At 64.1% G+C, this 22245-nt stretch carries 27 protein-coding genes; 16 read left to right on the plus strand and 11 right to left on the minus strand.

The window, feature by feature from the left end; translation table 11 throughout:
• The first annotated feature begins 25 nt into the window (after positions 1 to 25).
• The 6 genes from rpmB to J1C56_RS17485 all read left to right on the plus strand — a co-directional run bounded on the left by rpmB (position 26) and on the right by J1C56_RS17485 (position 3790).
• On the plus strand, positions 26 to 322 hold the full coding sequence (gene rpmB, locus J1C56_RS17460; protein ID WP_214391350.1) for a 50S ribosomal protein L28: 297 nt from the start codon (positions 26 to 28) through the stop codon (positions 320 to 322).
• Between the two features lie 121 nt (positions 323 to 443).
• Positions 444 to 1121 (plus strand): queuosine precursor transporter, encoded by a 678-nt coding sequence (locus J1C56_RS17465; RefSeq protein WP_214391351.1) that lies wholly within the window; start codon positions 444 to 446, stop codon positions 1119 to 1121.
• 116 nt (positions 1122 to 1237) lie between these two features.
• Positions 1238 to 2128, plus strand: a complete 891-nt coding sequence (locus tag J1C56_RS17470; protein WP_214391352.1) for a LysR family transcriptional regulator — start codon at positions 1238 to 1240, stop codon at positions 2126 to 2128.
• Between the two features lie 100 nt (positions 2129 to 2228).
• A complete protein-coding gene (locus J1C56_RS17475; RefSeq protein WP_214391353.1) occupies positions 2229 to 2591 on the plus strand; it encodes an antibiotic biosynthesis monooxygenase family protein in 363 nt (120 codons plus the stop codon).
• Between the two features lie 14 nt (positions 2592 to 2605).
• Entirely contained in the window at positions 2606 to 3235 is a 630-nt protein-coding gene (locus J1C56_RS17480; RefSeq protein ID WP_214391354.1) for a DsbA family oxidoreductase, read from the plus strand.
• Between the two features lie 105 nt (positions 3236 to 3340).
• Positions 3341 to 3790 (plus strand): GNAT family N-acetyltransferase, encoded by a 450-nt coding sequence (locus tag J1C56_RS17485; RefSeq protein ID WP_214391355.1) that lies wholly within the window; start codon positions 3341 to 3343, stop codon positions 3788 to 3790.
• Positions 3791 to 3796: 6 nt separating this feature from the next.
• Here J1C56_RS17485 and J1C56_RS17490 read toward each other — a convergent pair whose 3' ends face one another.
• On the minus strand, positions 3797 to 4225 hold the full coding sequence (locus J1C56_RS17490) for an Lrp/AsnC family transcriptional regulator (RefSeq protein ID WP_192568223.1): 429 nt from the start codon (positions 4223 to 4225) through the stop codon (positions 3797 to 3799).
• A 123-nt stretch (positions 4226 to 4348) separates the two neighbouring features.
• On the opposite strand from J1C56_RS17490, the gene J1C56_RS17495 reads away from it, so the two are divergent.
• Complete coding sequence (locus J1C56_RS17495) at positions 4349 to 5449, plus strand: saccharopine dehydrogenase family protein (RefSeq protein WP_214391356.1); 1101 nt, start codon at positions 4349 to 4351, stop codon at positions 5447 to 5449.
• 143 nt (positions 5450 to 5592) lie between these two features.
• Here J1C56_RS17495 and J1C56_RS17500 read toward each other — a convergent pair whose 3' ends face one another.
• From J1C56_RS17500 to J1C56_RS17520, 5 genes are all read right to left on the minus strand, one after another.
• On the minus strand, positions 5593 to 5964 hold the full coding sequence (locus J1C56_RS17500; protein ID WP_214391357.1) for a nuclear transport factor 2 family protein: 372 nt from the start codon (positions 5962 to 5964) through the stop codon (positions 5593 to 5595).
• Positions 5965 to 6011: 47 nt separating this feature from the next.
• Positions 6012 to 6962, minus strand: a complete 951-nt coding sequence (locus tag J1C56_RS17505) for an esterase-like activity of phytase family protein (RefSeq protein WP_246591556.1) — start codon at positions 6960 to 6962, stop codon at positions 6012 to 6014.
• 167 nt (positions 6963 to 7129) lie between these two features.
• Positions 7130 to 9028: a cobaltochelatase subunit CobT gene (gene cobT / locus J1C56_RS17510; RefSeq protein ID WP_214391358.1), complete on the minus strand. Its 1899-nt coding sequence runs from the start codon at positions 9026 to 9028 to the stop codon at positions 7130 to 7132.
• Positions 9029 to 9040: 12 nt separating this feature from the next.
• Positions 9041 to 10027: a cobaltochelatase subunit CobS gene (gene cobS, locus J1C56_RS17515; protein WP_214391359.1), complete on the minus strand. Its 987-nt coding sequence runs from the start codon at positions 10025 to 10027 to the stop codon at positions 9041 to 9043.
• A gap of 116 nt (positions 10028 to 10143) precedes the next feature.
• A complete protein-coding gene (locus tag J1C56_RS17520; protein WP_214391360.1) occupies positions 10144 to 10770 on the minus strand; it encodes a J domain-containing protein in 627 nt (208 codons plus the stop codon).
• A 141-nt stretch (positions 10771 to 10911) separates the two neighbouring features.
• Between J1C56_RS17520 and J1C56_RS17525 the strand changes: the two genes are divergently transcribed.
• The 4 genes from J1C56_RS17525 to J1C56_RS17540 all read left to right on the plus strand — a co-directional run bounded on the left by J1C56_RS17525 (position 10912) and on the right by J1C56_RS17540 (position 12875).
• Positions 10912 to 11214 (plus strand): BolA family protein, encoded by a 303-nt coding sequence (locus tag J1C56_RS17525; RefSeq protein WP_214391361.1) that lies wholly within the window; start codon positions 10912 to 10914, stop codon positions 11212 to 11214.
• A gap of 74 nt (positions 11215 to 11288) precedes the next feature.
• Entirely contained in the window at positions 11289 to 11633 is a 345-nt protein-coding gene (locus J1C56_RS17530) for an ArsR/SmtB family transcription factor (protein ID WP_214391362.1), read from the plus strand.
• Between the two features lie 4 nt (positions 11634 to 11637).
• Entirely contained in the window at positions 11638 to 12168 is a 531-nt protein-coding gene (locus J1C56_RS17535; protein WP_214391363.1) for an arsenate reductase ArsC, read from the plus strand.
• The gene (locus J1C56_RS17540; protein WP_214391364.1) at positions 12165 to 12875 is read left to right on the plus strand and encodes an aquaporin; all 711 of its coding nucleotides are present in this window, start codon (positions 12165 to 12167) and stop codon (positions 12873 to 12875) included. The genes J1C56_RS17535 and J1C56_RS17540 overlap by 4 nt, the downstream gene beginning before the upstream one ends.
• Here the strand turns inward: J1C56_RS17540 and J1C56_RS17545 are convergent.
• Genes J1C56_RS17545 through J1C56_RS17555 form a run of 3 tightly spaced genes read right to left on the minus strand, consistent with a single transcriptional unit; the run spans position 12823 to position 15475 of the window.
• Positions 12823 to 13746, minus strand: a complete 924-nt coding sequence (locus J1C56_RS17545) for an HlyC/CorC family transporter (protein ID WP_214391365.1) — start codon at positions 13744 to 13746, stop codon at positions 12823 to 12825. The genes J1C56_RS17540 and J1C56_RS17545 overlap by 53 nt on opposite strands.
• Positions 13743 to 14855, minus strand: coding sequence for a 3-dehydroquinate synthase (gene aroB, locus J1C56_RS17550; protein ID WP_214391366.1), 1113 nt, complete (start codon positions 14853 to 14855; stop codon positions 13743 to 13745). Before aroB ends, J1C56_RS17545 begins: the two co-directional genes overlap by 4 nt.
• Positions 14852 to 15475: a shikimate kinase gene (locus tag J1C56_RS17555; RefSeq protein ID WP_214391367.1), complete on the minus strand. Its 624-nt coding sequence runs from the start codon at positions 15473 to 15475 to the stop codon at positions 14852 to 14854. Before J1C56_RS17555 ends, aroB begins: the two co-directional genes overlap by 4 nt.
• Before the next feature lie 132 nt (positions 15476 to 15607).
• Here J1C56_RS17555 and J1C56_RS17560 point away from each other — a divergent pair, with 132 nt between their 5' ends.
• From J1C56_RS17560 to J1C56_RS17580, 5 genes are all read left to right on the plus strand, one after another.
• A complete protein-coding gene (locus J1C56_RS17560; RefSeq protein ID WP_067957555.1) occupies positions 15608 to 15757 on the plus strand; it encodes a histidine kinase in 150 nt (49 codons plus the stop codon).
• Positions 15754 to 16665 (plus strand): site-specific tyrosine recombinase XerD, encoded by a 912-nt coding sequence (locus J1C56_RS17565; protein ID WP_214391368.1) that lies wholly within the window; start codon positions 15754 to 15756, stop codon positions 16663 to 16665. Before J1C56_RS17560 ends, J1C56_RS17565 begins: the two co-directional genes overlap by 4 nt.
• Positions 16666 to 16763: 98 nt before the next feature.
• The gene (locus J1C56_RS17570; RefSeq protein ID WP_214391369.1) at positions 16764 to 17714 is read left to right on the plus strand and encodes an acetyl-CoA carboxylase carboxyltransferase subunit alpha; all 951 of its coding nucleotides are present in this window, start codon (positions 16764 to 16766) and stop codon (positions 17712 to 17714) included.
• Between the two features lie 279 nt (positions 17715 to 17993).
• Positions 17994 to 19262, plus strand: a complete 1269-nt coding sequence (locus tag J1C56_RS17575) for a L,D-transpeptidase family protein (RefSeq protein ID WP_214391370.1) — start codon at positions 17994 to 17996, stop codon at positions 19260 to 19262.
• Between the two features lie 5 nt (positions 19263 to 19267).
• Positions 19268 to 19501, plus strand: a complete 234-nt coding sequence (locus tag J1C56_RS17580; protein WP_214391371.1) for a sulfurtransferase TusA family protein — start codon at positions 19268 to 19270, stop codon at positions 19499 to 19501.
• Positions 19502 to 19906: 405 nt separating this feature from the next.
• On the opposite strand, the gene J1C56_RS17585 is transcribed toward J1C56_RS17580, so the two are convergent.
• Both J1C56_RS17585 and J1C56_RS17590 read right to left on the minus strand, forming a co-directional pair.
• Entirely contained in the window at positions 19907 to 21037 is a 1131-nt protein-coding gene (locus tag J1C56_RS17585) for a CobW family GTP-binding protein (RefSeq protein WP_214391372.1), read from the minus strand.
• Positions 21034 to 22182 carry a D-alanyl-D-alanine carboxypeptidase family protein gene (locus J1C56_RS17590; protein WP_214391373.1) on the minus strand — a complete coding sequence of 383 codons (1149 nt, stop codon included), beginning with the start codon at positions 22180 to 22182 and terminating at the stop codon, positions 21034 to 21036. The genes J1C56_RS17585 and J1C56_RS17590 overlap by 4 nt, the downstream gene beginning before the upstream one ends.
• Between the last annotated feature and the right edge of the window lie 63 nt (positions 22183 to 22245).

Here is a 22245-nt window from a genome sequence, read left to right on the forward strand (position 1 = left end):
TCCGCCAGAACTGAAGGTAAGTAACATGTCCCGCGCTTGCGAACTCACCGGCAAAGCCGTCATGACCGGCAACAATGTGAGCCACGCCAACAACAAGACCCGTCGTCGCTTCCTGCCGAACCTGGTCAACGTCACGCTCATCTCCGAGACGCTGAACCAGAACGTGCGCCTGCGCATTTCGGCCAACGCCCTGCGTACGGTCGAACATCGCGGTGGCCTCGACGCCTTCCTGGTCAAGGCTGACGCCGAAGAGCTGTCGCAGCGTGCGCGCCTGCTCAAGAAGCAGATCGCCAAGAAGACCGCCGAGCAGGCCGCAGCCTAATCGACGAATCAGGGCGGGGGACGACCGCCTGGAGCCTCTGACGGCCGCAAGGACGATGGAGGCTCCGCCCAAATGCCCGGGCATGGCCCGTACAGCTGGTTCCATTACCCAGGATAAAAAAATGAACTCCGGTTCAAAATATCTGCCTTTCGTGGCAGCCATGGCGCTTGTCGTCGTCGCTTCCAACATTCTCGTCCAGTTCCCGATGCAGGGACAGGTCGGATCTCTGGCGCTTGCCGATGTCCTGACCTGGGGCGCTTTCACCTATCCCTTCTCGTTCCTGGTCACCGACCTTGCCAACCGCCGCTACGGCCCGAGGCTGGCGCGGCGCATCGTCTTCGTCGGCTTCATGACCGCGGTGGTCTGCTCGATCGTCATCCCGCCGGTGCTGTTCCGCTATGGCCTGATCCCCTTCGACACGGCTGCCGACCGCTTGGCGCGCATTGCTGTCGCTTCCGGCGCCGCCTTCCTGACCGCACAGCTACTCGACATCACCGTGTTCAACTGGCTGCGCCGGCAGAGCTGGTGGCGCGCGCCGATCTTCGGCACGCTTGTCGGCTCGGTTTTCGACACGGCGATCTTCTTCGGCATCGCCTTCGCCGCCGCCTTCGCCTTCCTCGGCCCCGAGGACGCCTTTGCGCTTGAAGCAGCACCCTTGTTCGGCGTGCTGTCGATGGAAGCGCCGCGCTGGGTCTCCTGGGCGCTGGGCGACCTGACGGTGAAGCTGCTGATCGCCCTGTTCGCGCTCATCCCCTACCGCCTGATCGCTGCGCGCTGGACGCAGCCGGCGCTGGCCTAGCCACCAAGCACATACGACCACATTGCCAAGAGCAGCCGATGATCCATCGGCTGCTCTTGCATGTCGGACGCCGCCGAATAGGCTGCCGGCTCGCGCCACGGCATAGCAGGCAGATAATGGCTCTCGATTCGGTTGATCTTTTCCTCGAGGTCGTTCGGACCGGAAGCTTCTCCGGCGCAGCGAGAGCCACCGGCATCCCCGTCTCCACGGTAAGCCAGCGCATCGCCGCTCTCGAAGCGCGCCTCGGCAGCACCTTGCTCAAGCGCACGACGCGGCGCCTCGCATTGACCGAGGTCGGCACCAGCTATCACGAGGTTGCGTCGCGGGCGCTCGCCGAACTGCGCGGCTACGAGGCCGAGCTGACGGATACGGCAGCAGGCCTGAGCGGCAAGCTCAGGGTGGCGAGCACGATCGCCATGGACGACGTGCTGGCACCGCTGCTGAGCAGCTATCTCGAGGCCCATCCCAACATGTCGCTGGAGCTTAATCTGAGCGGCCGCAACGCCGACCTGTTTGCCGACGGTATCGACGTCGCCATCCGTGTCGGGGCGCTGCGCGACGATTCGGGCCTTGTTGCCCGTTCGCTTGGCGCTGCCGCGCTGCAGCTTGTGGCCTCACCTGACTATCTCGCCGAACATCCGCCGATCGGCCATCCCGTCGACATCGATGCGCAAAAGCTGATGTCTTTTGCCGGATATGGCGCAGCCCAGCTCCGCCACGCCAATGGCGACACCTGCGAGGTCAACATCTCAGGCCGTTTCAGCGGCAACCAGCTGTCATCATTGCGGCACCAGACTGTCGCCGGCCGTGGCATAGCATTGGTGCCTGCCGCGTTCCTGGCGCGTGAGCTGGCGAGCGGCGAGCTTGTGACGGTGCTGCCCGAGTGGCGCGGCGAGGCCCAGCCGATCCACATCGTCTATCTCAACCAGCGCATCGTCTCGAGGCGCCTGCGCTCCTTCATCGACCATGTCGTCGCGCATTTTCCGCGCCAGCTGTTCGCCGGCTGATCTTCCGTCGATCCGGAAGCTGCATCCTGAAATCCCCGGCTAATCCGGCCGGCCGCCTGTCCTTACCTTCGGCTCATCGAACCGGACAAAGGACAAGCAGATGCAAGACACACAAGGTTTCTACTCGATCATCGACTACACCGTGGATGGCCCCGAGACGCAGCGCGAGCTGATAGACGGCTTCGCCGGCCTGCAGGAAAAATGGGTGCGGTTTTATCCCGGCTACAAGTCGGCGCATCTGTTTGCCAGCACCGACGGCACCCGCGTCTACAACATCATCCACTGGGAAAGCGAAGCCGCGCACCGCGAGTTCGAGCGCGTCTCCGACAATGCCGCGCGCATCGCGGCGATCCAGGGGGTGATCGACGGCCTCAAGGGCAAGGCCGAGCCCAAGATGAGCGGTCCGCCGCGATACAACCTCGTCCGCGAAGTGGCCCCCGGTCCGCGCCCAGTCGACGCCTGAGCCGGGAGGGCATCATGCAAATCGAAATACATGCCGATGTACTGTGCCCGTGGAGCTACATCGCCAAGCGCCGCCTCGAAGCGGCCTCGGCACTGGCCGGCACCCCTGTTACGACAGTGTGGCGCAGCTTCGAGCTTTCACCCGAAGGCGGCCCGATGCCGGGCGACAGTGCCGCCGACATGATCAGGCAGTGGCGCGGCGATGCGGCCGAGGCGCGGATCAACGAGATCATGTCGCTAGGGGCGGCCGAGGGGATCAGGCTCGACCTCGAGAATGCCCGTCCAGTCAACAGCTTCAACGCGCATCGCCTTGTTCATCTCGGTGCGGCTGTCGGCAAGGCCGATGCCGTGATGGAACGCCTGCTGCGCGCTTATCATAGCGAGGCACAAAACATCGCCAATCTCGGCGTGCTGGACCGGCTTGGCCGCGAGGCCGGACTTGAGCCGAGTGCGGTGGCGGAACTGCTCGTCGGCAAGGACTTCGCCGATGCGGTGCGCGCCGACAGGCGGCTCGCCGTCGAACGGGGCATATCGGGCGTGCCGGTGATGGTCCTGGCCGGGGCCGCGCCGACTTCGGCGGTCAAGCAGGTGGAAGAGCTTGCCGGCCTGCTGCGACAGGCAGCCGGGAGCCAGCCGGGCGGGTGATCACGTCAAGGCATCCAGCACTTGCGACGACGAGACGACCGGGGACATGCTTGCGTAATGCATCTCGTCAATTGTCGCCGGCATTACGTCAAACACGGTGGATACATGACTACTACACTACGCCCGCTCGACGATACCGAGCGGGCAAGAATGCTTGAACTGCAGGTCGCTCCCGCACAGCAGGAGTTCGTCGCGAGCAATGAAGAATCGATCGAGGAGGCTGATGATGGCGACCATTGCGTGCCGTTCGCCATCTATGCCGATGACCGGCCGGTCGGTTTCGCCATGTATGCGCTCGATCCCGACGACGGTAACTACTGGATCTATAGGCTGATGATCGACCAGCGCTACCAGCGGCGCGGCTATGGCCGCAAGGCGCTGCTGGAAATGCTGACGCTGATGTCGAAGCTGCCCGGCTGCAGCCATGTCACCCTCGGCGTCGTGCCTGAAAACGAAACGGCGATGGCGCTGTATCGGGCGACAGGCTTCCGCGCCACGGGCGAGATCATCGGCGGCGAGGTCGTCTTCCGTCACGACCTGTCGGCGATCGGCTGAAACGGCTCAGCGGTCTATCCGCGTCGACAGGATGATCGACGACAAGGTGCGCTCGACGCCTTCGAGCGCACCGATGCGGTCGATCAGCGCGTCGAGGTCGCGCACCGAAGGAGCCTCGACGACGACGATCATGTCGAAGTTGCCGCTGACCGAATGCAGCGTGCGGACCTCGGGAATGCGTTTCAGCACCGCCTCGACCGCAGCCGAGACCTTGGGCAAGGCGGTGACGAGGATGTGGGCGCGGACGAGGTTCTTCTCGTAGTCCGGCGACAGCCTGACGCTGTAGCCTGCGATCACCCCACGCTGCTCCAGACGCTCGATGCGGCTTTGCACTGTCGTCCGGGACACGCCGAGCTTGCGCGCCAGTTCAGCGGTCGAGGCACGCGCGTTGTCGCGCAGCAAGGCAAGCAGGGCACGGTCAGGGTCTGTCGTCATTTCGTCAATACTCTACGTCGTTATGTCTAAAACATATCGGCTTTTCGGCAATATCGATACTGCCTTTCGACGAGGCGCGGACGTAGAATCCGCCACGAAATTCCAGTCGAAGGGGACATGACCATGAAACAGATCGTTGTTGTAGGCGCAGGCAAGATCGGCTCGACGATCGCCGACATGCTGGCCGAAACGGGCGACTACAAGGTAACCGTGGTCGATCGCTCGCAGGCGGCGCTTGATTCGCTCGAGACCGGCAACGCTGTTGAGACGCTGAAGGTCGAGATCTCGGAAGCCGGCGCGCTCGACGCCGTGCTGGCCGGCAAGTTCGCCGTGCTCTCCGCTGCCCCGTTCCACCTGACCACGCGCATCGCCGAGGCCGCTGCCAAGGCCGGCGTGCACTATCTCGACCTGACCGAGGACGTCGCCTCGACCCGCATCGTCAGGGAACTGGCGTCGACGGCCAAGAGCGCCTTCATCCCGCAATGCGGCCTGGCGCCGGGCTTCATCTCGATCGTCGCCAACGATCTCGCCAAGCGCTTCGACACGCTGGAAAGCGTGCGCATGCGTGTCGGCGCGCTGCCGCAGTATCCGTCAAATGCTTTGAACTACAACCTGACCTGGAGCACCGACGGCGTCATCAACGAGTATTGCGAGCCCTGCGAGGCGATCGTCGAGGGTTCGCTGGTCGAAGTGCCGCCGCTCGAGGAGCGCGAGGAGTTCTCGCTCGACGGCATCACCTATGAGGCGTTCAACACCTCTGGCGGCCTCGGCACTTTGTGCGAGACCTACAAGGGCCAGGTGCGCACGCTGAACTACCGCACCATCCGCTATCCCGGCCACGCCGCGATCATGAAGGCGCTGCTCAACGACCTCGGCCTGCGCCACCGCCGCGAAGTGCTGAAGGACATCCTGGAAAACGCCCTGCCGGCAACCATGCAGGACGTGGTGGTGATCTTCGTCACCGTCAGCGGCCACAAGAACGGCCGCCTGATGCAGGAGAGCTACGCCAACAAGATCTACAGCCGCCAGATGGGCAAGATGACGCGCAGCGCCATCCAGATCACCACGGCATCCGGCATCTGCTCGGTGCTCGACATGCTGGCTTCCGGCGCGCTGCCGCAGCAGGGCTTCATCCGCCAGGAAGACATCGCGCTCGACGCCTTCCTCGCCAACCGCTTCGGCCACAACTACGCCCAGGCCGCGGCAAGCCATCTGGCAGCCTGATCACGGGACGCCTTACGGGAAGGATATCCCGGAGGTCCGACTTATGCAGCGAGGGGTTGGGGAACCCCTCGCTTTCTTTTTGCCTGAAAGGCTGAGGTGGGTACGGCGTTGGACTCGGGCACCGATGGACGCATTCAAGCAGATCAGATCGCCGTCATCGGCCCAAAGAAGCCGATGATGCGCTCGATGCGCTGCCCGTCAGGCGCCAGCTCGACAAAGTCTATGCCTTCGGGCAGCGGCGTGCCGTCGGCCTCGACAACACGCCAGCCGAACCGGGCAACTCCGTGATGAAGGTCGACCGCCGTGGTGCGAACGATCTTCGCGCCGGGGCGGCTGGCCCGGATCTTTGCGATATGCGCCAAAAGCTCATCCGCGCCGACAGTATCGGCACGCGGGTCGGTGTATGTCGCCCGCTCAGTCCAGACGGCTTCGAGCAACGCCTTGCGCCGCACAGCGTCGGGCTCGTTCCAGACCGCGCAGTAACGGTCGATGAGGCTTGTGACATCGAACGACATGGCCGGCTCCCGCATCGCAAGCGCCGACAATAGCGGAAAATCGCCGCTCAATCGCCGTGCAGGATGAATTCCAGGTAGAGATTGCGCTGCAGGATCGAGTGGTTGTCGTCGGAGACCAGCGACACCATCAGCGCGCCGTCGGCACGCTGCCAGACGTCGAGCCCTTCCATATTGTCGATCTGGTAGCCCATATTGGCTTCCAGCAGCACCGGACCATCGGCGACCTGGCCCCTGGCGATGGTTTCGGAGGCAATGCGTCGGAGCCGCATCTTGACGCCTGACGCCATCGAGAAGCTGCGTTCGAGCAGCAGCAGGTCGCCATCGGGCAGGAAGGCGCCGTCTGTGATGTCGAACTCGCCATTGCGCTTGACCGTGAAGACGCCCTTGCCGGGACCATCAAGCACGGCGCCGAAGATGTTGCCTGATTTGTCGAGGCTTTTTTCCGACACCACCACCAGACTGCCCTTTTGGGCGGAATAGGCGACGGTTTCGAAACCACGATTGATACGCAACTCGTTGCGCGGCACCAGGAAATCGAGCTCGCCGAATGGCGGCGCCATGTTGTCGGGATCGATCTTGTACTGGGCGACGCGATGCGTGCGCTCGAAACCGACGGTGGCGATGCCGTCCTTGACCGCAAGCCCTTCGGCATCGGCCTGCCATTTCTTCTCGATGGCGCTGCCGGTGGCGTCGACCATCTGGACCATGCGGAAATTCTCGACGCCGGTCGGGCGCAGCGCCGAATCCCGCACGATGCGGCCGAAATACCAGAAACCAGTGTCGGCGACGCCGATGAAATCGCTGCCTGGCTTGAGGAAACGAAAAGCCGACAGCGCCCCGAGATTGCGCGACGACGAGGTCATTTCGAGGCCGCCAACGAATTCGAGCGGGCCGAAAATCTTCTGGTCGAGCCCGATCTGGAAGCGGGCGATAGAACGGGCCGAAATCTCGATGCGCTCGATGTCAGGCTGTTCGGCCCGCGAGGAGGCGGTGACCAAGGTCGAAAGCGCGAGCGCCGCCGTTGCAGCGCACGCAAACTGCCGCAGTCGGGATAGAGCGCTGCCGCTTTTCTTCGAAACGCGGAAGCGCTCTAACTTCTTGTTTTTGCGCAATTCCGGACGGAAAACCGCTGCACACTTTTCCTGGAATTGCCTTGGCGACAAGATCATCCGGCGCGCCGGAAGCCGCCGCGGCGGTTCTCGCGCGCGCTCTCTTCGCCAAACAGCGACGCCAGCTGCTCGGTCATCGCACCGGCCAGTTCCTCGGCGTCGACGATGGTGACGGCGCGGCGATAGTAGCGCGTGACGTCGTGGCCGATGCCGATGGCCAGCAGCTCGACCGGCGAGCGTGTCTCGATGAGGTCGATGACCGCGCGCAGATGGCGCTCCAGATAGTTGCCCGGGTTGACCGACAACGTCGAGTCGTCGACCGGCGCGCCATCCGAGATCATCATCAGGATCTTGCGCTGTTCGGGCCGCGCGATCAGGCGCTGGTGCGCCCAAAGCAGGGCTTCACCGTCGATGTTTTCCTTGAGCAGGCCTTCGCGCATCATCAGGCCAAGGTTGCGGCGCGAACGCCGCCACGGCGCGTCGGCGCTCTTGTAGATGATGTGCCTGAGGTCGTTGAGGCGGCCGGGATTCGGCGGCTTGCCGTCCTTGAGCCACTTCTCGCGCGCCTGGCCGCCCTTCCACGCACGCGTGGTGAAGCCGAGGATCTCGACCGAGACGCCGCAACGCTCCAGCGTGCGGGCCAGGATGTCGGCGCAGGTGGCGGCAACCGTGATCGGACGGCCGCGCATCGAGCCAGAATTGTCGAGTACCAGCGTGACGACAGTGTCGCGGAACTTGGTGTCGCGCTCCTGCTTGAACGACAGCGGCTGCATCGGGTCGATGACGACACGCACGAGACGCGCGGGGTCGAGATAGCCCTCTTCCAGGTCGAAGTCCCAGGAGCGGTTCTGCTGCGCCATCAGGCGGCGCTGAAGGCGGTTTGCCAGGCGGCCGACGACGCCCGACAGATTGGCAAGCTGCTTGTCGAGGAAGGCACGCAGACGGTCGAGCTCGTCCTCGTCGCACAGTTCCTCGGCACCCACAGTCTCGTCAAAGGCGGTGGTGAAGACCTTGTAGTCGATTTCCCGCGGCAGGTTGGCGAACGGGTTGTCCTGGCGACGGGCCTCACCCGGCGTCTCCGAATCGACGTCATCGTCGTCGGACATCTCGTCGGAGGTTGCGTCGGACGCCTCCATCTCGCCGGACTGATCTTCGTCTTCGGAGGATTCGGCATCTTCGGACTGCGCCTGCTCGGAGCCGGAATCGTCGTCGCCGCCCTCCTCGCTCTGCTCCTCGCCTTGCGGCTGGTCGTCGTCCTGGTCCTCGTTGTCCTCGGTTTCCTGGTCGTCGCCGTATTCCTCGGCCATCTCCAGCGAAGCAAGCATGTGGCGAACGGCGCGCGCAAATGCCTGCTGGTCCCCGAGGCTGCCAAGCAGGCCGTCAAAATCGCCACCGGCCTTCTGGTCAACCCATTCGCGCCAGAGCGCAACCATGCGCTCGCCGCTCTTGGGGATGGGCTGGCCGGTCAGCTTCTCGCGCACCATCAGCGCCAGCGCTTCTTCGAGCGGTGCTTCCGATTGCTCGGTGACGTCGGAGAGATTGGCCTTGGCGTACTTGTCCTCGAGCATCGAGGTGATGTTGGCGGCAACGCCAGCCATGGCGCGGCTGCCGATGGCCTCGACGCGGGCCTGCTCGACGGCGTCGAACACGGCGCGGGCCTGCTTGCCCTCCGGGGCCAGGCGGGCATGGATACGGGTGTCGTGGCAGGCGCGCTTGAGCGCCATCGAATCGCCAAGGCCGCGGGTGACAGCAATGTCGCCGGCCGAAGCCTTCTTCGGCAGTTCAGGCAGGCGAGCACGATTTCCGGCAAGCGCCGGCCGTTCCTTGGCGAATGCCACTTCGAGGCCGTTGTCACCCGAAATAGCGCGCATGCAAACGGTCACGGCGCGCTTGAAGCTGTCGGCTTCCGAGCCCGTCTTCGACTTGTTGCGTGTGTTGTCGCCCGGCCCCGCCATTTGAGCCTGTTCTTATCCCAGCACGACGTTGGCGGCTGATTCGGGCAGGTCCTCGCCGAAGGCGCGCTGGTAGAACTCGGCAACCACGGAGCGCTCGAGTTCGTCGCACTTGTTGAGGAAGGTCAGCCGGAAGGCCATGCCGACATCGCCGAAGATCTCGGCGTTTTCAGCCCAGGTGATGACCGTACGCGGGCTCATCACGGTCGACAAATCGCCATTGATGAAGGCCGAACGCGTCATGTCGGCGACGCGGACCATCTTGTTGACGATCTCCTTGCCCTTGGCGTCGCGATAGTGCTTGGCCTTGGCAATGACGATGTTCACCTCGTTGTCGTGCGGCAGGTAGTTCAGCGTCGTCACGATCGACCAGCGGTCCATCTGTGCCTGGTTGATCTGCTGGGTACCGTGATAAAGCCCGGTGGTGTCGCCGAGGCCGACCGTGTTGGCGGTGGCGAACAGGCGGAAGGCCGGGTGCGGACGGATGACGCGGCTCTGGTCGAGCAGGGTCAGGCGGCCCGAGGATTCGAGCACGCGCTGGATGACGAACATCACGTCCGGGCGTCCGGCATCGTATTCGTCAAAGCACAGCGCGACATTGTGCTGGTAGGCCCAGGGCAGGATGCCGTCCTTGAACTCGGTGACCTGCATGCCCTCCTTGACGACGATCGCGTCCTTGCCGACCAGATCGATACGGCTGACGTGGCTGTCGAGGTTGACGCGGACCATCGGCCAGTTGAGGCGGGCAGCGACCTGCTCGATGTGGGTCGACTTGCCGGTGCCGTGATAACCCGAGACCATGACGCGGCGGTTGTAGGCGAAGCCGGCGAGGATCGCCATCGTCGTCGCCTTGTCGAACAGGTAGTCCGGATCGATGTCGGGTACGTGCTCGGACGAGGCTGCGTAGGCCGGCACGACCATCTTCGAATCGAAGCCGAAGGTGTCTTTCACCGACACTGTCGTGTCCGGCAGATTGGTGATGTCGCGATCGACCTTGTTCATAGCGTCTCCACGCGCGAGGCTTCAGGCCACGCCGGCAATCGAATTTTCTTCGGGGGCGGTCTTAAAGCCTTTTCCGATCAGATGAAAGTTGGAAAAAGGCCGCGGCCGCGGCTGGCTCAACACAATCCCGCTTGCTTGAGCACGCGGTATGCCTGGAGCACATCCCTGAAGCGCTCCTCGGAACCCCTGTCACCGCCATTGGCGTCGGGGTGGTGGCGCTTCACCAGTTCCTTGTAGCGCGTCTTGATATCGGTGCCGGTGGCCCGCGTATCAAGCCCGAGCGTCTCCAGCGCCTTGGCCTCCAGGGGCTTGGCCTTGCGCTGGCGTGGTGCGCCCTGCCCGCCGAACACATTGCTGCTGTCGCGCATGCGATTGTAGTAGCCGGCGCGGCCCGAGCGCTGCTGGGCAAAGTCCGGTGCCGAGCGCGCCGCGCCACTGGAACCGGCGGCAGCATTGGAGCCAATGGTCCAGGTCGGCCGGTGCCCGGTCAGCGCTTCCTTCTGGAAGCGCGCTATATCGCCGTCGGCGAGGCCGGAGAAATAATTGAACCCCTTGTTGTACTCGCGCACGTGGTCGAAGCAGAACTGGAAGTACTCGCCTTCCTTCATGCGGCCGACCGGTGCCTTGTGCGTTCCCGGCTGCTTGCAGCCGTCCCACTGGCAGACCGGCGCGTGCGACTTCACCTCCGTTTCCGGATCGGGCCGGACGCGGATTTTGTCGAAATATTTCGGATACGGCTTCATCGGATTGTATTTACCGCCTCTTGGCGCGGCGAAACAAGAATTGACATTTCAAGGATGTTGGCCCTAACGCCTGATTTGCGGCTCAATTGCGCCTGATAGCACGATTGTCCGCGGCGACACATGTGGTGAAAGGCGAGACCGATGTCCATACAGGCGACCATCGAAGACAAGCTGAACGAGGCTTTTTCGCCAGAACGGCTTGCCGTCCTCAACGAAAGCCACCTGCATGCCGGCCATCACCACGTTGATGGCGGCCACCATGCAACATTTGACGGCTCGGGCGAAACGCATTTTCGCATCCGTATCGTCGCACCTGCTTTTGCCGGCATGAGCCGCATCGACCGCCACCGCGCGGTCAACGAAGCGCTGGCCGCTGAACTCAAGGCCGGGCTGCATGCGCTTGCGATCGAGCCGGCCGCCCCCGGCGAAAAGACGCGCTGGTAGCTAAACCCTTGTGAACCTTGGCGGCGCCACTGCGCCGTCATGTGGCTGTCACATATATCCATTAGTCTGGATATATGGATGCGAACGACACGATAGACGCGCTGGCCGCCCTGGCCCAACCGACACGGCTCGAGGCCTTCCGCCGGCTTGCGGCAGCTGAACCTGGCGGCATCGCCGCCGGCGACCTGGCGCGCCGCCTCGACGTGCCGCAAAATACATTGTCCGCGCATCTCGCCGTGCTCGCCCGTGCCGGCCTTGCGACAAGCGACCGCCAGGGCCGCTCGATCATCTATCGCGCCGACCTCCCTGCCCTGCGCAAGGTCCTGCTGTTCCTGCTGCAGGACTGCTGCGACGGCAGGCCGGAAATCTGCGCGCCATTGATTGCCGAACTCGCCCCTTGCTGCACCACATCGGAGTGATGCCATGACCCACCGCCCCTTCAACGTGCTTTTCCTCTGCACCGGCAACAGCGCCCGCTCGATCCTTGCCGAGAGCATCCTGCGCAAGGACGGCGCGCCCCATTTCAACGCCTTCTCTGCCGGCAGCCAGCCCAGGGGCAGCGTCAACCCCTTCGCGCTGAAGGTACTCGAAAGCTACGACTATCCGACCGACGGTTTCCGCTCGAAGACCTGGGACGAATTCGCGGTCGAAGGCGCACCCGAGATGGATTTCATCTTCACCGTCTGCGACGACGCCGCCGGCGAAGCCTGCCCGGTATGGCTCGGCCATCCGGCCAATGCGCATTGGGGCATCGAAGATCCGAGCCACATCGAAGGCACCGACCTCGAAAAGGAAGCGGCGTTCGTCACCGCCTTCAAATACATGCGCAACCGCATCAGGGCTTTCACCGCGCTGCCGCTCTCCAGCCTCGATCATCTGGCGCTGACCTCGCACCTCGACGACATCGGCAAGATGGACGGCGCGAGCGCAAAGGCTGGCGATACCGGCAAATGATCACACCGCTCGCCCGCCGCATGCTCGCCGAGGCGCTGGGCACGGCATTCCTGCTCGCCACCGTCGTCGGCTCAGGCATCATGGCCGCACAACTGGCGGGCGGGAACATCGCGCTCGCCCTTTTGGGCAACGCCTTGGCGACCGCTGCCATGCTGGTCGTGCTGATCACCATCCTTGGGCCGGTTTCCGGCGCGCAGCTGAACCCGGCGGTCAGCCTGGTCATGGCGATCGAGCGGCGCCTGTCATGGTCGGCGGTCCTACCATACATCGCAGCTCAGCTCGCCGGCGCTATCCTCGGCGTCTGGGCAGCGCACGCGATGTTCGACCTGCCGATCCTGCAGTTTTCGACAACCGTCCGCACTGGCGCTGGCCAATGGCTCGGCGAAGCCATCGCAACATTTGGCCTGGTGTTGACCATCCTGGGCTGCACCGCGCAGGCGCCGAAATCGACGCCCTTCGCCGTCGGCCTCTACATCCTTGCGGCCTACTGGTTCACCTCGTCGACGTCGTTTGCCAATCCTGCCGTGACGATCGCACGCGCGCTGAGCGATACATTTGCCGGCATCGCCCCAGCCGACGCGCCGGCATTCATCGCGTCCCAAATCGTCGGGGCGCTTCTCGGACTGGCTGCGGGAAGACTGTTGTGGGCAGGCGTTACTTCGACGGGCGCGCTGCGGCCGTCTGCGGCTCCACCACCGCCGGCTTGATCCTGATTCGCGCCAGGCGGTTCTTGTCGCGCTTCATGACGATGAAGCGTTTGCCGTGGAAGGTGAAGGCCTGCTTTTCCTCGGGGATCGACTGCGTCTCGTGGATGACGAGGCCCGCGATCGTCGTAGCTTCGTCGTCGGGCAGATGCCAGTCGAGCGCCCGGTTGAGGTCGCGAATCGGCACGGTGCCGTCGACGACCACCGAGCCATCGGCCTCCTGCTTGACGCCCTGGACGTCGATGTCGTGCTCGTCGGCGATCTCGCCGACGATCTCTTCGATGATGTCTTCGAGCGTCACCAGCCCTTCGACCTCGCCATATTCATCGACGACGATGGCGAAATGCGCCTTTCGGCGCAAGAAGGCGTTGAGCTGTTCCTGAAGCGTGGTGGTGTCGGGCACGAACCACGGCTTGGAGGCGACTTTCGGCACGTCGACCCTGGAATAGTCGCCCTCGACGTCGTTGAGCGCCCGCAAAAGGTCCTTGGCATGGACGACGCCGACGATGTTGTCGATCGAACCGCGCCACAACGGCATGCGCGTATAGGGGCTCTGCAGGATCTCGCGGACCAGCGCCTCAGGCGCGATGTCGGCATTGACCGAACGCATGGCGGTGCGGTGGACCATGACGTCGGAGACTTCGAGTTCGTGCAGGTCGAGCAAACCGCCGACACGGTCGCGGTCCTGCTTGACCACCTGGCCGTCGCGGTGGAACTCGTCGACCGCCCCGCGCAGCTCGTCATGGGCGGAACGCTGCGGCGTCAGCGCAAAAAGCTCGTAGCCAAGCGATGCGAGCAGACGGTCGCGGAACGCCAGGGCCAACAAGATCAGCCCCGCCAGAATGCCTGCGACGATCCAGCCAGCATTGATCATCCCGCGTGGTTCTCCTTGAGGAAGGAGATCACCTCGGAGGCCGGCACATCCCTGGCGATGAAGGACTGGCCGATGCCGCGTGTCAGGATGAAGGTCAACGCGCCGCGCGACACCTTCTTGTCCTGGGTGATGTAGCCAAACAGCGCCTCGGCATCCGGCAAGGCGCCGGGGATGTCGGCCATGCGCCATGGCAGGCCGACATCGCGCAGATGCGCCTCGACACGCGCCGCATCGTCAGGGCTTGCCATATTGAGCCGCGCCGAGAAGCGATGCGCCAGCGCCATGCCGATGGCGACGCCCTCGCCATGAACGAGACGCGAACCGTCATAGGCGGTCGCGGCTTCAAGCGCGTGGCCGAAAGTGTGGCCGAGATTGAGCAAAGCGCGGTCGCCGGTTTCAAATTCGTCGCGGGCAACCACATCGGCCTTGGCGCGGCAGGACTGGGCGATGGCCTCGATGCGGGCCGCACCGCCTGAAAAAACCTCGCGCCAGTTGGTCTCCAGCCAGGCGAAGAAGTCGGGGCGGTCGATCAGGCCGTATTTGGCGACCTCGGCATATCCGGCGCGGAATTCGCGCAGCGGCAGCGTGTCGAGGGCCGCGGTATCGGCCAGCACCAGCTTGGGCTGGTGGAAGACGCCGATCAGGTTCTTTCCGCGCGGGCTGTTGATGCCGGTCTTGCCGCCGACCGACGAATCGACCTGGGCCAGAAGCGAGGTCGGCATCTGCACGAAATTCATGCCGCGCCGGACGATACCGGCAGCAAAGCCGGTGAGATCGCCGATGACGCCGCCGCCGAGCGCGATCACCGCATCGCCGCGTTCGAGGCGGGCAGCGATGATGTCGTCGACCACCGTCTGCAGCGAATCAAAGCTCTTGGTCTTTTCCCCCGCTGGCAGCTTGATCACCGCCGGCACATTGCCGGCAGCGCTAAGGCTTGCGACCAAAGGTTCGAGATGGGCGGCAGCGACATTTTCGTCGGTGACGATCGCCGCGCGCGCCTTGGGCAGGCGCTGCTGGATCAGCTCGCCACCACGCGCGATCAGGCCCGGGCCGATCAATATGTCATAGGCGCGGTCGCCAAGCCCGACTTCGACAGTGACGACGCTCATTCGTGATCCTCCGAGGCTTCCGAGACATGTATCCTGCCGGGCACGCCGAGATGGTTGCACAACGCCTCGATGACCTCGCTGGCGATTGCTTCCTTGCGGTCGTCGCGCGTCGCAACGGTGAGGTCGGCAAGCCCGTAGACCGGGTAGCGCTCGTCCATCAGCTTGGAAAGCACCGCGCGCGGATCGGCATTCTGCAGCAGCGGCCGGTTCTGCTTCTTGGAGACGCGCTCCATCAACAGATCAAGCTCGGCCTTCAGCCAAACGGAGACACCATGGCCTGAGATGGCCGACCTTGTCTGCGCGTTCATGAAGGCGCCGCCGCCGGTCGACAGCACCTGCGGCCCGTTCTCCAGCACGCGGCCGATGACGCGCTGCTCGAGCGCGCGGAACTCGACCTCGCCATAACGTTCGAACAGCTCGGGGATGCTCATCCGCGACACGCTTTCGATCTCGTGGTCGCTGTCGATGAAGCCAAGGCCGAGCGCCTGGGCGACCTTGCGGCCGATGGCGGTCTTGCCCGCGCCCATCAGGCCGACAAAGACGATCGAGCGCGTGCCGAGCCGTTCGAGCAGGGCAGCAACCGAGCCTTCAGGAAATGGAGTCTGCACGTCGGGTGTCATGGCGTCCCTTTCGCCGGCGTATCGACATGAAAAGCCCCGTTGCGTCAAGCGCATGGCACCAAACGTGCCCTTGAATTGCCTGAAGCGGCGTCCCATAAGGGCACAGGATAGGACAGACGGGCAAACACATCGATGCCGACACTTTTCCGGTTCCTTGTCACGCTCGCTGTTCTGGCGGGCATCGCTTACGGCGCCATGTTTGCGCTGGTGATGTTCGTCGAGCCCAAGAAGGCGGAAATCACCATACGCATCCCGCCGGAAAAGCTCGCGCCGAAAAAATGAAAAGCGGCGCGCGCATCGAGGCCTTCCTGGAAATGATGAGCGCCGAGCGCGGTGCCGCCGACAATACGCTGTCAAGCTACCGCCGCGATCTCGAAGACGCCTCCGAACATCTCGGCGGCCACCTTGCCGATGCCGATGCCGCTGCCATCCGCGGCTATCTCGACGACATCGCCGGCCGCGGCTTCGCCACCACCTCGCAGGCGCGCAAGCTCTCGGCACTCCGGCAGTTCTTCCGCTTCCTCTATGCCGAAGGGCTGCGAACCGACGATCCGACCGGCATCCTCGACAGCCCGAAAAGGCAACGGCCGCTGCCCAAGACGATGAGCGAGGCCGAGACCGGCCGGCTGCTCGACAGGGCAGCGGCGGAGGCCGCCGATCCCGACGGTGGTGGCAGCTTTGCAGCGGCCAGGATGCACGCGCTTGTCGAGGTGCTCTACGCCACCGGCCTGCGTGTCTCCGAACTGGTCAGCCTGCCGCTGACGGTGGCGCTGCGCGACGAGCGTTTTTTCGTCGTGCGCGGCAAGGGCGACAAGGACCGCATGGTGCCGCTGTCAGCCAAGGCGCGCGAGGCGATGCGGGCCTGGCTCGACCAGCGCAATCGCGACCCCGGGCAAGCCGAAAGTGTGTTCCTGTTTCCCGCTTCATCCGAGATCGGACACCTGCCGCGCCAGGTTTTCGCCCGCGACCTCAAGGGGCTTGCCGCGCGTGCCGGCATCGCCTCGGCAAAAATTTCGCCGCATGTGCTGCGTCATGCCTTCGCCAGCCACCTGCTGCAAAATGGCGCCGACCTGCGCGCCGTGCAGCAATTGCTCGGCCATTCCGACATTTCGACCACCCAAATCTATACGCATGTTCTGGAAGAACGGCTGCTGAAACTGGTCAACGAGCATCATCCGCTTGCCGATTAGGGCCCATATCGCTATGTGAGTGCCACGTTCCACTGGCGCGGTGCCACATTCCCCGGCCCCCGGTGCCTCAAATTTTCAGCGTGGTAGTCCGCTCGCCAATGTACAATTACCTCGATTTCGAAAAACCGGTCCAAGATCTCGAAGGCAAGATCCTCGAGCTCAAGAAGCTTGCCGAGAATGGCGAAGCCGTCGATGTCGGCGACGAGATCAAACGGCTGGAGAAACGCTCGCGCGACGCTCTGCGCGACGCCTACAAGGCGCTGACGCCGTGGCAGAAGGTCCAGGTGGCGCGCCACCCCGACCGTCCCCATTGCCTCGACTACATCAACGGCCTGTTCACCGACTTCACGCTTCTGGCCGGCGACCGCAACTTCGGCGAAGACAACGCCATGGTCGGCGGCTTCGCCCGCTTCCGCGGCGAGCCGGTGCTGGTGCTCGGCCAGGAAAAGGGCAACGACACCAAGAGCCGCCTCAAGCACAATTTCGGTTCGGTTCGCCCCGAGGGCTACCGCAAGGCGGTGCGCCTGCTTGAAATGGCCGACCGCTTCAAGATTCCTGTCGTCATGCTGGTCGACACCGCCGGTGCTTATCCAGGCGTCGGTGCCGAGGAGCGCGGTCAGGCCGAAGCCATTGCGCGCTCGACCTCGACCTGCCTTGGCCTCAAGGTGCCGTCGATCGCCATCGTCATCGGCGAAGGCGGTTCGGGCGGCGCGATCGCGATCGCTGCGGCCAACCGTGTCTTCATGCTCGAACATGCGATCTATTCGGTGATCTCGCCGGAAGGTGCGGCTTCCATCCTGTGGCGCGACACGACACGCTCCAAGGACGCGGCAACCAACATGAAGATCACCGCGCAGGATCTGCTCGGCCTCAAGATCATCGACAAGATCATCGACGAACCGCTCGGTGGCGCCCACCGCAACGCCGAAGCCGTCATTTCGGCCACCGGCGACCTGATCGCCAGCACGTTCGCCGAATTCAACGGCTCTAACATCGATTTCCGCGAGCAGCGCCGCGAGAAATATCTGGCGATCGGTCGCAGCCTCTAAGCATCGGCGCGAAAATCGAAACCGATTTTCGGAAAAGCACGATGCGCAGCCTGTGATTGCACAAACTGTGGCCTCAACGGGCCACGGCACCTTTTCGCCACAAAATTGCCGCCTCGCCACGGTCAATGAACGGGCCGTGATTTTTGCGCGTGGGACGGGCCAGGAACTTGCGGTAAGGAATTTTCAAGGTTAACGACCCTAAAGTCGAAGCAGTATCAGGACGGGCCGGTCGATGGCGCTAGGCGCCATGACTGCAATGTAGAGACGACTTTTAGACCGATGATCGCCAATATCGCACGTACCGGACTGCTTTTCGCTGCGCTCGCGCTGGCCGGCTGCTCCGAATCTTCCGTGACTGATTTTGTGCCGCAGCACGCCAACAGGCAGCTGCCGGCCAAGATCGTGGCGGAAATGAAAGCCAAGGGCATGACGCGCACCTCGCCTGTGCTGGCGCGCGTGTTCAAGGAAGAGGCCAAGCTGGAGGTCTGGAAACAGAAGACCAACGGCCGCTACGACCTGATCGCCACCTACGACATCTGCAAGATGTCGGGCAAGCTCGGCCCCAAATTCACCGAGGGCGACCGCCAGTCGCCGGAAGGCTTCTACACCGTGCGTCCGGGGCAGATGAACCCGAACTCCAGCTACCACCTCGCCTTCAACATCGGCTATCCCAACACCTATGACCGCGCCAACGGCCGTACCGGCTCGAACCTGATGGTGCATGGCGCCTGCTCGTCGTCAGGCTGCTTTTCGATGACCGATGCGCAGATCGAGGAGATCTACGCCTTCGCGCGCGACGCCTTCAAGGGCGGCCAGACCGAGTTCCAGGTCCAGTCCTATCCGTTCCGCATGACCGCCGCCAACATGGCGCGTTACCGCAACGACCCGAACTACCAGTTCTGGGCGATGCTGAAGGAAGGCTACGACCACTTCGAGATCACCAAGGTGCCGCCGAAGGTCGACGTCTGCGAGAAGCGCTACGTCTTCAACCAGGTCCCGGAAGCGGGCGGAACGTTCAATCCGACCGGCGCCTGCCCTGCCGTGACCCAGCCGCAGGCGCTGCAGACCGCCTATCAGGCCTACAAGAGCAAGTATGACGCGGCTTTCGCCAGCGCCACCGGCGGCGACATTCCCGCGCCCAAGCCGACGATCGCCGGCCTCAAGGAAGCGGCCATCGTTTCGGACTGGACCAAGAAGCGGGCCCGCGGCGAGCGCGTGCCGATCGAGCCGCCATCGCTCAACCAGGATGGCACCGTGACGGTCACCTCGCGCATGGGCCGCATCGATTCGGCTGAAGGCCGCCGCATGGCAGCGCTTGACGCCGCCGCCGAAGCCAAGAAGAAGGCGGCTGAGGAGAAGCTTGCCGCGGTCGCTGCCGCCAAGGCTGCCAAGCTTGCCGCCCAGCAGCAGGTGGTGACCGCGACCGTGCCGCAGCCCGAGCCCGCAGCAACCGAAGCGCCGAGGCAGGCCGCCCAGGTCGCGCCCGTCGAAGAGGCAGGTGCCGCCACCAAGCTCAAGAAGAAGCTGCTCGGCCTGTTCGGCAGCTGAGCGGCGTGAGCGAAACCACCGACATTTACGACCTCAGGGGGCTCAACTGCCCCCTGCCGGTGCTCAAGGCCAGGCGCCGCCTCGCCGACATGGCATCAGGCGAGCTGTTGTGGCTCGAAACCACCGACCCGCTCGCTGTCATCGACATCCCGGCCTTCTGCCAGGACGCCGGCCACCGGCTGGTCGAGACGACAGCCGTCGCAGGCGGTCATCGCTTTCTGGTTGAACGCGGAAGCTGAGTTAGCGTCGATCCGTCCTTCGAGGCTCGCCCGCCTACGGTATCCCTGGTTCTGCCGCGCATTGCGGGCTCGCACCTCAGGATGAGGACCGCTTGCGCCATCAGCTCACGCCGTCACCTGCCGGAGATGTTTTAGCAGACTCGATGTCTCCGCAAGCTCAAGGCACCAGGCCGGCCTGCATCAACAGTCCTCACCCTGAGGCGCGAGCCCGCAAAGATGAGGACCGCTTGCGCCACCGGCTACGCAGTCGCCTGTCGGATATGTTTCAGCAAGCTCGATGTGTCCGCAGACTCAAGGCACCATAACCAGCATCAAAGGTCCTCATCCTGAGGTGCGAGCCCGCAAGGCGCGGCAGAACCAGCGATATCGTTGGCGGGCGAGCCTCGAAGGACGCAGCGGCAGAACCTACAGCCCGGCGATCGCCAGCGGGTTGTTTTCCATCGCCGCGCGGTCCGGCGTGTCGATGGCAGGCTTGTTGACGAAGGCTGCAAACAGCCGTTCGACATAGTCGCGCGGCAGGTCGATGCCGATCAGCACCAGCCGCGTGCCGCGCACCGCATCGGGCCAGGACGGCAAGCGTGCCGGCGGATGCAACAACTTCTGCACGCCATGGATGACCAGCGGCCGTGCCCGGTCCTCCATCAGTTCGACGATGCCCTTGATGCGCAAAAGCCTGTCGCCCTGGGTCGACAGCAAAAGATCGAGGAACATCTCGACGGTCGAAAACGGCAGCGGGCCGTCATGTGTCAGCGTAAACGAGCCGATACGGGCATCGTGATGGCCGTGGGCGGGGTGATGGTCGTCATGATCATGATGGTGGTGATGATGATCGTGCTCGCCATGGTGATGATGATCATGCGCCTGCGCCTCGCCGAGCCAGCGGCGCACATCGGCGGTCTTGGTCGCCGGATCGTAGAGCCCGCATTGCAACAGCTTGGCGACCGCAGCCCCTTCGACTTCGCGGATTTCAGCGCCCGGATTGATGCGGGTGATCCGCGCCTTGAGCGTGCGGAGCCATTCCGCGTCGTCGACGAGGTCGGCCTTGGTCAGCACGATGCGGTCGGCCACCGCCACCTGCTTGACCGCCTCGACATGGGCGTCGAGCGTCGCCGACCCATTGACCGCATCGACGACCGTGATGACGCCGTCGAGCCGGAAGGCATGGATCAGTGCGGGATGGCCCATGATCGACTGCAGCACCGGCACCGGATCGGCGAGGCCGGTGGTCTCGATGACGATCCGCGCCAGCCGCTCGATGCGGCCGGTCTGCAGGCGGTCGACGAGATCGGCCAGCGTGTCGACCAGTTCGCCACGCACCGTGCAGCACAGGCAACCATCGGACAATTCGATGACGCCGTCGGAAGCCTTTTCGACCAGCAGGTGATCGATGGCGACATCGCCGAACTCGTTGATGATGACGGCCGTGTCGGTGAGCTCGGGGTCCTTGAGCAGCCGGTTGAGCAGCGTCGTCTTGCCGGCGCCAAGAAAGCCGGTCAGCACCGATACCGGGATCGGGAACGCTGCCTGCGGGTTCACGACCGGGCCTGGCTGTTGCTCGAAACCACCGGCACGGCACCTGTCGGCGCCGGCCTGTCGGGGCGCCAGGTCGGCAGCGGCACGTCGGCCTGTTCGACGATGTCACGCCCGCCAAGCGCCTTGGGCCTGGGCCCGGTGGCGCCGCCAAGGCTGACGGTCACCCAGTTACGCGGGCGCGTCATCTCGGGGATGATCGAGACCTTTTCAGGTGCAGCACCCGTTTCGGTCGGGCCGTCGGAAGCCACGTGCTTGGCCTTTTTCGAGCAGACCACTTCGCGCATGTCGGTGGCCAGGTCGCGGTTGTCGCCATAAGGTGCCAGCGTTGCAACCGTCACCGAGCTGATGCCGGTCCGGCCGAAACCACCCTGCAGCATCTTGGCCGCCTCTTCGGCGCGGTCACCCGGCGACGTCGCGCCGAGCACGATCGCAGCCAGCGTCTGGCCGCCGCGATTGGCCGAGGCGATCAGGTTGAAGCCCGATTCGCAAACAAAGCCCGTCTTCATGCCGTCGGTGCCGGGAAAGCGGCCGACCAGCGGGTTGAAATTCTTGAGCTTGGCCTTGCCGGCGACGATGCCCTCGATGTCGAAATAGGCGGCGTATTGCGGGTACTCCAGGCGGATCGCCCTGACCAGGATCGCGAGGTCGCGCGCCGTGGTGTACTGCTCGGGGTCATGCAGGCCGTTGGCATTGACCCAGTGGCTGCCGGACATGCCCAGGCGCTGCGCCTCGGCATTCATCCGCGCGGCGAAGGCCTCTGACGTGCCGCCGACATTCTCGCCGATCGCCGCGGCAACGTCGTTGGCCGACTTGACCATGATGATCTTGAGCGCATTGTCGAGCGTCAGCACCGAGCCGGGCTTGTAGCCCATCTTGGCCGGCGGGAAGGCCGCCGCCTTCTTGGAGATCTTGATCGGCGAGTCGAGCGCCAGTTCCCCCGCCCGGACGGCGCGGAAGGTGGTGTAGGCCGTCATCAGCTTGGTCAGCGATGCCGGGTGCCAGCGCTTGAACGCATCCTGGTGCTCGATGATGGCACCTGAATTGATGTCGAAAAGCATCACCGGATTGGCAGCGGCCGGCGCTGCACCGAGCACGGTTGTGGCTACAAGGCCAAGGAGCATGCTTTTGACGAACTGCATCTTCATCATCAAATCCGAAATCGCCTCTTGCCGATCATAGCCGGCCGTCCATAAGATTTCCGTAAACCGGGA

Origin of the sequence: Aminobacter anthyllidis (genome assembly GCF_018555685.1) — a bacterium.
Classification (GTDB): Bacteria; Pseudomonadota; Alphaproteobacteria; order Rhizobiales; family Rhizobiaceae; genus Aminobacter; species Aminobacter anthyllidis.